The following is a 12,756-nucleotide window of genomic DNA, read 5'->3' as shown; positions in this document are numbered from 1 at the left end:
GGGATTGGGCAGCAATGTAAGCAAACTCACAAAATACGTTTTAGAGGAAAGGTATGAAAATTTCGGATATAACCGTTCGTATCCACCCACAGTGTGAGGCAATATTTATGTAATTGAAACACTCTAACACATGCAAAAGATGCAAAAGGTATTTGTGTTATTTGCGTTCGAACATCGTAATTCGTAATTCGTCATTTATATGCTCTTTTCGTTTTTAATGTTTACTTTTGCACACAACATGCAGGCTGTTCAGGCGGCTGCTTCAATACACAATCCGATGAACGATTTAACACTAAGAGACCTTCAGCAGCGGGTAGACGACTGGATCAAGACGTACGGCGTACGCTATTTCAGCGAGTTGACGAATATGGCGATCCTGACCGAAGAAGTGGGCGAAGTAGCCCGTATCATCGCCCGTAAGTATGGCGATCAGTCGTTTAAAAAGACCGACGAGGCACGCCAACTGGCCGATGAGATGGCCGACGTGTTATGGGTGCTCGCCTGTCTGGCCAATCAGACGGGAGTCGACCTGACGGATGCTTTCGAAAAGAACCTGCGCAAAAAAACGGAGCGAGACTCCGAACGACATAAGAATAATCAGAAACTAAACGCATAACGTAAGATGGAAGAACATGGACAGGCATGCAATCATTCGCATGCCGACAAGTATCACGAATGTATCGAGCACTTCGAACCGACGCTTTCGGCCGATGCCGTCACGGACAAGGTAAATAAGCTGCTCGAAAAAGCTTATCAGGAGAATTTCAACAGCGAAACGCTGAAACGGGTCTACGGATTGATCGACCTGACAACGTTGACGACCCTCGACACGAAAGAAACCGTCTGGCAGATGGTCGAAAAAGTAAATGCCTTCGAGGGAGTCTCGCCCGACATGTCGAACGTGGCAGCGATCTGCACCTATCCGGTGTTTACCGCGACGGTAAAGCAGGCGCTCACGGCACAGGACGTAAAAATCGCCGCCGTATCGGCCGGCTTCCCCTCATCGCAGACCTTCACGGAAGTGAAAGTGGCCGAGACTGCCCTGGCCGTCATGGCCGGCGCTGACGAAATTGACGTGGTGATGAATCTCGGCTGCCTGATGGAAGACGCTTATGAAGAGGTGGCCGACGAAATCGCCGAGCTGAAAGACGCCTGCCGCGACGCCAAACTGAAAGTCATCCTCGAAACAGGCGCCTTGTCGACGCCGGACAACATACGCCGGGCTACGGTCCTCGCCCTTTATTCGGGCGCCGACTTCATTAAGACGTCGACGGGAAAAAGCTACCCCGGCGCCACGCCCGAAGCCGTCTACACCATCTGCCGCGCGATCAAACAATACCACAAACTGAGCGGACGGAAGGTGGGCGTCAAAGTCTCGGGCGGCATACGCTCGGCCGAAGACGCGGTGAAATATTACACGATCGTAAAAGAACTGCTGGGCGACGGATGGCTGACGAAAGAATGCTTCCGCATCGGGGCCAGCAGCCTCGTGGCCGATATCGAACACCGGCTGGGAATCGCCTCGCGTTAGTACCGGAAGATGCCCCCGCCCAGAAACTCGCGCAGCAGCGAAGTGACGGGCAGCTCTTCGAGCGGGATATAGTTAAAGTAGCGCAGGAATCGCAACAACCGGTACGCCTCGGCGCTCTCCGTGTCTTTTTCGCGGATTTCGCTGAGGATCGGTTCCGCGAACTTACGCAATACGGCCAGCTCGTAAATCATGGCGCTGTTGAACATCGCGTCGGCATTCTCCTGATACGGGAACACCCATTTGTCTTCTCCGCGACGCACCTTCGGCCACATCGCAATCGTTTCGCGCGCCGAGTAACCGCGTGAGCGGTAGTCACGCACGATGCGTCGCAACAAGCGGTTGTCGGTCGTGGGGATCCAGTTGTGCCCGTCGAGCGAGATGGTCGTCAGAGCCGAGACATATATACGGTAAATATTTTCGGGCGGGATGTGCGACGTCAGTTCGGGGTTCAGCCCGTGAATCCCTTCGAGAATCAAGACGGAGTTCTTCTGCATCTGCAAACGGTCTCCTCGAAACACGCGCTTGCCCTGCTCGAAGTCGAACGAAGGAATCTCGATCTCTTCCCCGGCGATCAGCTTGCGCAAGTCGTTGTGGAAATACGGCAGGTCGATCGCGTAGAGCGACTCGAAGTCATACCCGCCCTCGTCGTCTTTCGGCGTATCTTCGCGATTCACGTAATAGTCGTCGAGCGAGACGCCCACCGGATGCAGCAAGTTGGTGATGAGCTGCACCTCGAGGCGTTTACAGAAAGTCGTCTTACCCGACGAGGACGGGCCGGAGATCAGGACTACACGCACACCGTCATCATAACGCGAAGCTATCTCCTCGGCGATATGCGCAATTTGCTTCTCCTGCATGGCTTCGGAGACCATCACGATCTTGCGGGCATCTCCCATGGCGATGGCGCGGTTCAGGTCGCCCACGTAATTGACGCCGATGGTGCGTTGCAACTCCAGATGCTCTTTATAGGCGTGAAACATTTTATCCTGAGGCACTACGGGGTAAAGCTCGTGCACGTTCGTACGCTGCGGAATCTGCAACAGTACGCCGTCGGAGTAGGGCACCAGATCGAACAGATGGATGTAGCCTGACGAGGGCACCAGACTGCCGTAAAAATAATCGATATAACCATCCAACTCGTAATAGGACGTGTAAGCCATGCCGGCCGTCTCGATCAGCAGGGCGCGGTCGTTCATGCCTCGTTCGTAGAACGTCGCCATCGCGTCGGAAGTCCGTACATCGCGCATCTTGAACGGTAGATCGGCGTCGATCAGCTCCTGCATCCGTCGTTTAATCCGGGCAACATCTTCCTGTGTCAACTTCCGGCGGTTCTCGAAGGCGCAATAAAACCCTTTCGATACCGGATGCTCGAGGTTGAACGGAGTCTCGGGATACAGATCGTACACGGCCTTGACGAGGATAAAACAAAGCGAGCGCAGATAAATCCGATACCCCGACGGATGCGTATAATCCACAAAATCGATGTCTTTCGGACTCCAGCAACGGTAGGTCAGGCTTTCGACCCGGTTGTTGACGCGCGCGCCCAACGGCCGATAGCGCAGGGGAGCACCCACCATGGCGTAAATCTCACTCAACGACGAGCCGATAGGTACTTCCTTATAGATGTCGTTGTTTTTGCAGTAGACGGTAATCGATTCTTTATCTGTTTTTGTCATAATTCTCTTTTTTTGTATTTTTGTCCGCAAAGTAACAAAAAAATTATACAAGTCAATCTTTTCTATGGACTATTCTTTTTTGGACTTTCTGACGCTCGTCGGCTCGCTGGGTATGTTCCTCTACGGAATGAAAACGATGAGTGAAGGCCTTCAGAAAGTAGCCGGCGACAAACTCAGAAACATTCTTTCCGTCATGACGACGAACCGCTTCACAGGCGTGTTGACGGGGCTTCTTATCACCGCGATGATTCAGTCGTCGAGCGCTACGACGGTCATGGTCGTCAGTTTCGTCAACGCGGGATTGCTTACATTGGCGCAATCCATCAGTGTCATCATGGGAGCCAACGTCGGAACGACGATCACCGCGTGGGTCATTTCCATCTTCGGATTCAAGGTCGACATCAGCATCCTCTCGCTCCCGCTTATCGGGGTGGCCATTCCGCTCATGTTCGCCAAAAAAAGCCGAAACAAATCGTGGGGTGAATTTATTCTCGGTTTCGCCTTCCTCTTCCTCGGACTGGCTTACCTGAAAGAATCCGTTCCCGACCTGCAAAACAATCCCGAAGTCCTTTCGTTTATCCGTGACTACACGTCGATGGGGTATGGCTCGTTGCTGCTCTTTATGCTTTTAGGCTCCGTGCTGACGGTGATCGTGCAGTCGTCGAGCGCCACCGTCGCCATTACGCTGATCATGTGTACGCAGGGATGGATTCCGTTCGAGATGGCCGCCGCCATGGTGCTGGGCGAAAACATCGGCACGACGATCACGGCCAACATCGCCGCGATCTCAGCCAACACATCGGCCCGCCGCGCGGCCCTGGCGCATTTGATGTTCAACCTGTTCGGCGTCTGCTGGATGCTGCTTCTCTTCTACCCGTTCTCCGAAATGGTCGCCAAAATCGTTACGAAGTTCGGCCCGGGCGATCCGCACGAGATAACGAACTTTATCAGCACGCTCGATCCGGAAACCGTCAAACAGATTACTTCCGGCGAAGAATTGACAGACCCGAAGCTGATCGCGTTGCAGAAGCACTTGTTCTCATTGCAAGTATCCGTATCTTACGGCCTCTCACTTTTCCACACATTATTCAACTTGTGCAACATCGCCCTCATGATCTGGTTCACGAACATGTACGTCCGTATCTGTTCGGTCATCATCAAATCGCCGCGTGAGACCGAAGAAGAAGAATTCCAGCTCAAATATATTTCGTCCGGAATGCTCTCCACCTCCGAGCTCTCGCTCGTGCAGGCGAAGAAGGAGATGGCTGTCTACGGACAGCGTGTGTACCGGATGATGGGGATGGTCAAAGAAATCCTCTACGAAACGGATGATGAGAAATTTCTGGCCACCTTTAACCGCATCGAGAAATACGAGCAGATCAGTGACCGCATGGAGGTCGAAATTGCGGACTATCTGACGCGTGTACTCGAAGGACGACTCAGCGCCGAAGGAAAGAATAACATTCGCGTGATGCTCCGCGCCGTGTCCGAAATCGAAAGTGTCGCCGATTCATGCAATAACATCGCGAAGACCATCAAACGGCGTAACGACGCGAAAGGACGCTTTACCGACGAACAAAATCATAACATTGAACATATGATGGCCTTGACGGATGCCGCAATCGTTCACATGAATGACATCCTGGACCGTCAGATCGGTACCCGCGAAGACGTGACACTTGCTTACAATCTGGAGAACGAGATCAACTCGTATCGGAACCTGTTAAAGAAGAGCAATATCGACAATATCGACAATAAATTATATAAGTATTCCGATGCCATCTTCTACATGGACATCATCTCCGAATGCGAGAAGTTGGGCGACTATGTGTTGAATGTGGTACAAGCGATGATTGAGAAGAAATTATGATGCGACGAACATTTCTGGATGCCAATTTCCTGTTGCAGACCGATACGGCTGCGGAGCTTTTTCGCAAACATGCCGAAAAGCTGCCGATTATAGACTATCATTGTCATCTCGACCCGAAAATGATCGCGCGGAACTACCAGTTCGCCGATCTGACCGAGATATGGCTGTCCGGCGACCATTACAAGTGGCGCGCCATGCGTGCCAACGGAGTACCCGAAGAGTACATCACCGGTAACAAAACGTCGTACGAGAAGTTCGAGAAATGGGCGGAAACCTTACCTTACACAATGCGAAACCCGCTCTATCACTGGACGCACATGGAGCTGAACCGCATCTTCGGGATTCAGGAAACGTTGAAGCTTTCGAACGCACGGCATATTTATGAAGAATGCACGGCCAAGCTGCAAACGCCCGAATATCGTCCGCAAGCGATTATGCGACGGATGCGTGTCGAAGTCGTGGCCACGACCGACGACCCGGCCGATACCCTCGAATATCACCGGGAAATCCGTGAAAACAGCTTCGGGGTGAAAGTGTTGCCCACTTGGAGACCCGATAAGGCGATGGCCATCGGAAACCCGCAGGCGTATAACGAGTACCTCGACAAGCTGTCGGCAGCGGCCGATCAGTCCATCGGCTCTTACAAAGAGCTTATCGACGCGTTGCAAAAACGACACGACTATTTTGAACGGGAAGGCTGCGCGCTCTCCGACCACGGGCTGACGACCTTCTACGCCGAACCGTATACCGATGCCGAAGTCGAAACGATCTTCGGGAAAGTACGTGCCGGACAGACGGTCGGCAAAGACGAGCATGATCGCTTCTGCTCGGCCCTGCTGTACGATCTGGCGGTGATGGACAGCCGCTCCGGGTGGGTACAGCAGTTCCATATCGGAGCCATACGCAACAACAATGCCCGCATGTTCAAGAAGATTGGACCTGATACGGGCTTCGACTCGATCGACGATGTAACGGTAGCAGTTCCGATGAACCGCTTTTTCAGTCGCCTCGATGAAGAAGAACATTTGGCCAAAACGATCGTGTACAACCTGAACCCTCGCGATAATGATTTGATCGTAAGCAACCTCTATAATTTCAACGACGGAAGCGTCCCCGGCAAGATGCAATACGGTGCGGCGTGGTGGTTTCTCGATCAATACAAGGGCATCGAGGAGCAGTTGAACAGCCTCTCGTCGCTCGGTCTGTTAAGCCGTTTTGTAGGCATGCTGACCGACTCCCGCAGCTTCCTGTCGTATCCGCGTCACGAATATTTCCGACGTATTTTGTGCAACATCATCGGGAACGAAGTGGAACGCGGTATCTTGCCGGCGTCCGAGATCTCGTTTATCAATCAAATGGTCGAAGACATCTGCTACTACAATGCCAAGCGTTACTTCGACTGGTAACAAATGAATGATGCGCCATTGATTCGGGTGGATCAGCACAACCGCATCAAGGATGAGGGGTAGTGCCTATAGTCCGGCTTCCCTTTAGGCATAAGTTGCGGATCCGATGCCTATCGGATCTAAAAGCGATGCCTATCGGATTTTTTTTTATGCCTATCGGATCTGAAACCGATGCTTATCGGATTTCATTGTTTTGACCGACGACCTGTCTTTTTTGTTTGATGCAATGGTTGAGGCATACGTTCCAATATTGGAGGGTAATCATTATCTTTGCCCCCCAGTTTAGGTTTTAAATAATAAGCAATATGTCGACAAAGATCAAATGTATCGGTTTACTGACGTCGGGAGGCGATGCTCCCGGCATGAACGCGGCCATTCGCGCGGTGACACGCGCCGCGATTTATAACGGGATGGCGGTAAAAGGGATTTACAGAGGATATAAAGGATTGATCACGAACGAAATCGAAGACTTCAAGACGCAGAGCGTCAGCAATATCATACAACGTGGCGGGACGATTCTGAAAACGGCTCGCTGTGCCGAGTTTCAGACACCCGAAGGACGCAAACTGGCGCATGACGTGATTCTTCAGCATGGCATCAATGCTTTGATTGTTATCGGGGGAGATGGAAGTCTTCGCGGCGCTCGCGATTTCGCGCAGGAATACGACTTCCCCATTATCGGTCTGCCGGGAACGATCGACAACGACCTGAACGGAACGGATACGACGATCGGTTATGATACGGCGTTGAATACGATTATGGAATGCGTCGATAAGATACGGGACACGGCATCGTCGCACGAGCGTTTGTTCTTTGTCGAGGTGATGGGGCGTGACGCGGGATTTCTGGCGCTGAACGGCGCGATCGCGTCAGGTGCGGAGGCTGCGATTATTCCGGAAATCTCCCTGAAGAAAGACCAATTGGCCGAAATGATCGGGATGGGGTTCCGGAAGTCGAAGAACAGCAGCATCGTGCTGGTAGCTGAGAGCGAGGTGACAGGCGGCGCTATGGGTGTGGCCGAACGCGTAAAAAAGCAATATCCCGAGTTCGATGTACGTGTCTCGATTCTCGGACATTTGCAGCGCGGAGGCTCACCGACGGCGCAGGATCGTATCCTGTCTACCCGTATGGGAGTGGCCGCCGTCGATGCGCTGATCGAAGGACAACGAAATGCCATGGTCGGTATTCAGAATGAAGAACTGACACTGGTACCTTTCGTGAAGGCCATCAAGAAAGACAAACCGATTAACCGCGACCTGCTGAACGTGCTTCGGATCGTCTCGACCTAACGTGGTCGGTTTAAAATGAGTCTAACATCAATCGCTCACTCACTGCTTGGCCTGTCCGAATCCATTTCCTGCCTTCGGATTAGAATAGAGACTCATGAAAGGGTGAACCAAGAAAAGAGAGCCGCCTCCTTTTGAGACAGCTCTCTTATTTTTTCTGATACTTCCAAAAGAGGTTTAGAAGTTTCCTGCAGGGGTATCCCACCAAAGACGCGTAGCAATATTGTCTTTGCCGCCACGTGCTTCGAGGATTTTTACACCCGAATCATAGCCCTGTCTGTTAAAGCTTTTCTCGCTCTGGCAGAACGGCAGACGACGGATACCGAGTGTTGTCAGCTCGGGGAACGCGCTTTTGTTCGCAATGATCGGGAAGAGCTTCGGATAGCCCGTACGACGATACTCGCTCCATGCGTTCAAGCCTTCAGGGAAGCCGGCGATCCATTTCTGCGTGATAATCTGTTGCAGCTTCTGTTCGTTGGTTCCGCCGGTCATAAATTTCACGGGAACGTCGTTCATTCCTTTCATGTTCAAGGCCGGGTTATGCGGATCTACGTAGTCGGCAGCCAGTGTGGTGCCTTCAATGTAGGCATTATAATCGGCCGAAACCTTATAGTCATCGAACGAAACGCGGATACCTTCCTTATAGAAGTCTTCGGCCGTTCCCTTCATCGCCCAACCACGCAAAGCGCCTTCGGCGCGAAGGAAATACGACTCGGCACGCTTCATAATCGGCAGAGGATAGTCGGTCGACATAGGGTCTTTGCCGTCTGTGTTAACCATCGGGATCGAATACATCTTATATTCACCGGCCGTCGGCACTTCGAAACCGTTACGAACGCCATAGATTTTACCGATCGAGTTCGTTTCCTTGCCGCTCTTGTCCTTGATATCTCCTTTATTCATCCAGCCTACGGGCAAGGCCATTTTAGCCAGACGAGGGTCGTTGTAGCCCTTCAGGATCGACTCGAACGAAGCGCCGATGCTGCAGTCGTTATAATCGCGGCAGATTACCATCAGCGGGTTGCGTGTATTTTCGTCTTTTACTTCGATATTGACTTTCTCCAATACGCCATAAGGGTTGGCTACGGCTGCTTCGGCTTCTTTCTTTGCCAGATCGGGCGCAACTTTTACGACGCGCATAGCCAGACGCAAACGCAACGTATTGGCGAACTGCAACCAAGTCGTGTGACTCTTGCCACACATCAGGTCGAAGTTCAAACGGGCGGGCACATCACCGCTCTTCTGAACAAACGCGGTCAAGCGTTGTGTCGCATCGGCCAAATCTTCGAAAAACGATTTGTAGATGGCCTCTTCCGAGTCGTACTCGATAAAGATACCTCCTTTAACGGCTTTCGAATAAGGCATCGGGCCATATGTGTCGACGGCTTTCGACATACCCGCCACTTTCAGGATTTTGGCGATAGCCACGTAATCGTCGGCCGTCTGTGTTTCCAGCAGCGTCACACACGGTTTCATCACGTGCAGGAAGTAATCTTTGAATCCCTGATTGTTCCAGCCGTCCATCATCACATACTGGCTGTTGTTGTTGTTCGAAGCGAAGGGAGTCGGGATCGCCAGATAGCCGGAGTACAAGTCGGCATTGAGGTTTTGGATCAGCTGATATTCCCAGTTTCCGTTTGTCTGATTGTAATAGATGGAACGCTGCGCTTCCTGCATGAAGGAGCCGACTTGCTGAGCCTGCGAAGAGGTCAGTCCGGTCGGGTCTGTATTGAGTTCTTCAAAATTGTTGGTACATGCTGTTGTGCCGAGTACCATGATGGAGGCAGCCAGCAGACCGTTCTTCAGATTGAATTTATTGATTGTTTTCATATATACGATTGCTTTATGTTAGAATGTTGCTTTCAAATTAATACCAAAACTGCGTGTAGCCGGCAGCGCGAAGTAGTTCGATCCGGAATAACCGTTCGAGGTAGACATCGACACTTCGGGATCGGACGGCGCGTCTTTGTAGAGGAAGAACAAGTTACGGCCGATCAAGCTTACGCCAAGGTCTTTGCCGGCGCCCAGCAGATTGCGGAAAGCATAACCGATTGACAATTCGCGCAGACGGAAGTTCGTAGCAGAGTAAACGTAGTAAGCTCCACCTTTCTCTCTTTGTCCGATGGAACGATAGAAGTTAGCTGCATCCACTTTTGTACCGTTACCAAGGTCAACACCACCGTTATCGCGTGCGTCGGCCGAGTTCTGCGATACACCGTATGCGTCGAGCGTAGCTTGCGTCAGGTCTACGAAGTTTCCGCCGATACGTCCGTCGATGAGGAAGTAGAGTTGCAGGTCTTTATAGTTGAATGAGTTGCTCCATCCCAGATTCCACTTCGGATTCACGTTGCCGACAAACTCTTTATCTTTCGAAACCAGAGGAGCTCCGTTTTCATCTACTTTAATCACGCCGTTTTCATCGCGTACGACGGTCTTCGAATACAAGTCACCGTACGATCCGCCTTCTACGAGACGCATGTCGTATCCTCTCAAGCTTCCGAGCCATACGTGAGTCAGACGGTTTTCTTTCGCTACGTCTTGACGGTCGTCCAGCTTCTTAATGACGTTGTCGTTGTATGAGAGGTTGAAGGAAGTTTTCCATGAGAGATCCGCTGTAATGGGTTGTCTCCAGCTCATGGTTGTTTCGAAACCGGTGTTTTGGATGTCGCCGGCATTGAAGTAGTAGTTGCTGTATCCGGTTGCGGACGAAGCTTCCATACTGAAGTACTGGTTCGTATTGTTCGTCTTGTAATAGGTGAAATCCATCTCGAAGCGGTTATTGAACATCGAGAGATCGAATCCGAACTCCATCGATTTCAGTTTCTCAGGCTTCATCTCGGTAAAAGGAACGCTTGTGTTGAAATCGACCGAACCATTACGGAATTTATGTGTCGGGTTTGTGATATAAGCGGGCATGTCATTACCTACTACGGAGTACGATGCACGTCCCTTCAACAGATTGACAGACTCAGGCAAAGCGATCATTTCGTTGATCAACGCCGTCAATCCGAACGACGGATAGAAATATGATACATTCGGTGTGTACGAAAGGGTCGATGACCAGTCGTTACGTCCCGTCACATCCAGATAAATCATGTCTTTGTATCCGATCTGTGCCGTACCGAACACGCTGTTGAGACGCTTCTGCGTTTTCCAACGTTTATTTTCCGATCCGTTCTTCGATCCGTTGGCGATCTGGAAGTAGTTCGGGATGTAGATGTCGCCGCCACCGGCTGCGATGATTCCTGTTTCTTTAAGGTCCGTAAAGCTCGTTCCGACCGAAGCTGTCACGCTCCAAGCATCGAAAGTCTTGTTGAAGTTGGCCATCAAGTCGCCGTAGAACTGGCGGCTGTCGTCGCGTTCCTGACGGTATTCGCCGTTTACGTTATGCAATGTGGTCGAAGTAGAAGCGTAAATCTTCCGTTCATAGAGATCGGCAATGCGGTCGTAGTTCAAACGTCCCTGAACGTTCAGGTAGTCCGTAATATTGTAGCGGATGCTTGCCGAAGCCATCATACGGTCGCGTTTCTCGGTATGCGGATTGCGGTGCAGCACCCAATACGGGTTCGCGCTGAAGTCCTGATTCACCTCGCGATACCATTGCTGAACGGGATAACCCTTTACATCATCGTATTTTTCAAATTCGTTTTTGTATTGACGGAAGTCACCATTAGCCGGGAACGTATAAAGTCCGGTCAGAGGGTTGCGATATTGTCCCGGTTCGTGACGATTACGACCTTTTTGGATAATATAATTCAGTGATGCATTTACGACAACTTTGTCGTTAAACAGCTTAAAGGTTTCCTTGGCCATCATGTTATGGCGAGTAAACGTATTAGTCGGCATGATACCGCTTGCCGACGTGTTGGCATACGAAATATAGCTTTGGGTCTTTTCCGATCCTCCGCTAATCGATACCGAATTGATCGTAGTCATCCCCGTGCGGAAAAACTCATCAAGGCGGTTCGCTCCTTTGGCTTCGCCGCTGATTTTCTCGCCCCAGCTGTCTTGAGCCAGCGCGCCCGATCCGGATACGACAGCCCCATACGTGCTTTGCAGCTTCGGAGCGTCTAATGTTGTTTCGAACGTCGTATTGCTCGATACGTCCACACGCATGCTTCCTACCGATCCTTTCTTAGTGGTAATCATCACCACGCCGTTGGCCGCCATACTTCCGTACAAAGCCGCTGCCGAAGCACCTTTCAAGACGTTGATGCTCGCGATGTCGTCGGGGTTAAGATTCGACAGAGCGTCTCCTCCGTCACGTCCGCCATACTCGCCTTCCATCTGTGTCGTTGTCGAGTTGGCCATCGGAATTCCGTCGATTACGATCAGCGGCTGGTTGTTACCCTGCGCCGATTTGTTACCGCGGATCAACAGTTTCGATGATCCGCCCGCACCGGTAGAGTTCGGGGTGATGACCAGACCTGCCGTTTTACCCTGCAAGCTGTTGATCAGGTTCGTTTCCTTGGCACGGGTCAATTCGCCGCCTCCTACTTGCTGCGTCGCGTAAGTCAAGCTCTTCGCTTTGCGCTCGAGACCCATGGCCGTAACCACCACCTCGTTAATTTTGATGGACGAAGAAGCCAGCGATACGTTGATCACCGTACGCTCTCCTACTGTTTCGTCACGAGTTTCAAGGCCCACATAAGCAAACTGTAATACATCGTTCGCATTGACTTCGATGGTATAATGACCGTCCAAGTCCGTAACCACACCATTCGTCGTTCCTTTGACCAGAACGGTCGCACCGATCAGCGGCTCGTTCGTGTCAGCTTCTTTCACTACGCCGCTCACTTTCTTCTGCGCCAGCAGCACGTTTGTGCACAAGAAGAATAGCACAAACATAAATAGTTGTTTATTCATACGATCTTTTGATTAATTTTAATTATGTACTTATTTTAAAAACCACGCAAAGATAGATTCATTTTTTAATCTTATGTCATTTTGTCTTGCCTTTAACAATTCGTTTAAGCCTCTCAAAGCT

At 51.2% G+C, this 12,756-nt stretch carries 8 protein-coding genes; 5 read left to right on the top strand and 3 right to left on the bottom strand.

The genetic code is table 11. The features are described from left to right. Positions 1-277: 277 nt before the first annotated feature. Positions 278-616 carry a nucleotide pyrophosphohydrolase gene (locus Q4A89_RS03680; protein WP_303183862.1) on the top strand — a complete coding sequence of 113 codons (339 nt, stop codon included), beginning with the start codon at positions 278-280 and terminating at the stop codon, positions 614-616. 6 nt (positions 617-622) lie between these two features. Further along, positions 623-1,531: a deoxyribose-phosphate aldolase gene (gene deoC, locus Q4A89_RS03675; protein ID WP_303183860.1), complete on the top strand. Its 909-nt coding sequence runs from the start codon at positions 623-625 to the stop codon at positions 1,529-1,531. Here the strand turns inward: deoC and Q4A89_RS03670 are convergent. Beyond that, on the bottom strand, positions 1,528-3,207 hold the full coding sequence (locus Q4A89_RS03670) for a nucleoside kinase (protein ID WP_303183859.1): 1,680 nt from the start codon (positions 3,205-3,207) through the stop codon (positions 1,528-1,530). The two genes, deoC and Q4A89_RS03670, sit on opposite strands and share 4 nt — an antisense overlap. 64 nt (positions 3,208-3,271) lie before the next feature. On the opposite strand from Q4A89_RS03670, the gene Q4A89_RS03665 reads away from it, so the two are divergent. The 3 genes from Q4A89_RS03665 (at position 3,272) to pfkA (ending at position 7,772) form a co-directional block, all read left to right on the top strand. Then, on the top strand, positions 3,272-5,077 hold the full coding sequence (locus tag Q4A89_RS03665; protein ID WP_303183857.1) for a Na/Pi cotransporter family protein: 1,806 nt from the start codon (positions 3,272-3,274) through the stop codon (positions 5,075-5,077). Then, positions 5,077-6,483: a glucuronate isomerase gene (uxaC, locus tag Q4A89_RS03660; RefSeq protein ID WP_303183870.1), complete on the top strand. Its 1,407-nt coding sequence runs from the start codon at positions 5,077-5,079 to the stop codon at positions 6,481-6,483. The genes Q4A89_RS03665 and uxaC overlap by 1 nt, the downstream gene beginning before the upstream one ends. 305 nt (positions 6,484-6,788) lie before the next feature. Beyond that, positions 6,789-7,772, top strand: a complete 984-nt coding sequence (pfkA, locus tag Q4A89_RS03655) for a 6-phosphofructokinase (RefSeq protein ID WP_303183856.1) — start codon at positions 6,789-6,791, stop codon at positions 7,770-7,772. Positions 7,773-7,946: 174 nt separating this feature from the next. Here the strand turns inward: pfkA and Q4A89_RS03650 are convergent, their stop codons facing one another. Further along, on the bottom strand, positions 7,947-9,599 hold the full coding sequence (locus tag Q4A89_RS03650) for a SusD/RagB family nutrient-binding outer membrane lipoprotein (protein ID WP_303183854.1): 1,653 nt from the start codon (positions 9,597-9,599) through the stop codon (positions 7,947-7,949). Positions 9,600-9,617: 18 nt separating this feature from the next. Further along, entirely contained in the window at positions 9,618-12,635 is a 3,018-nt protein-coding gene (locus Q4A89_RS03645) for a SusC/RagA family TonB-linked outer membrane protein (RefSeq protein WP_303183852.1), read from the bottom strand. Between the last annotated feature and the right edge of the window lie 121 nt (positions 12,636-12,756).

The organism is Tannerella sp. (assembly GCF_030528505.1).
GTDB lineage: Bacteria > Bacteroidota > Bacteroidia > Bacteroidales > Tannerellaceae > Tannerella.
This window is presented reverse-complemented; position numbering and strand designations above follow the sequence as displayed.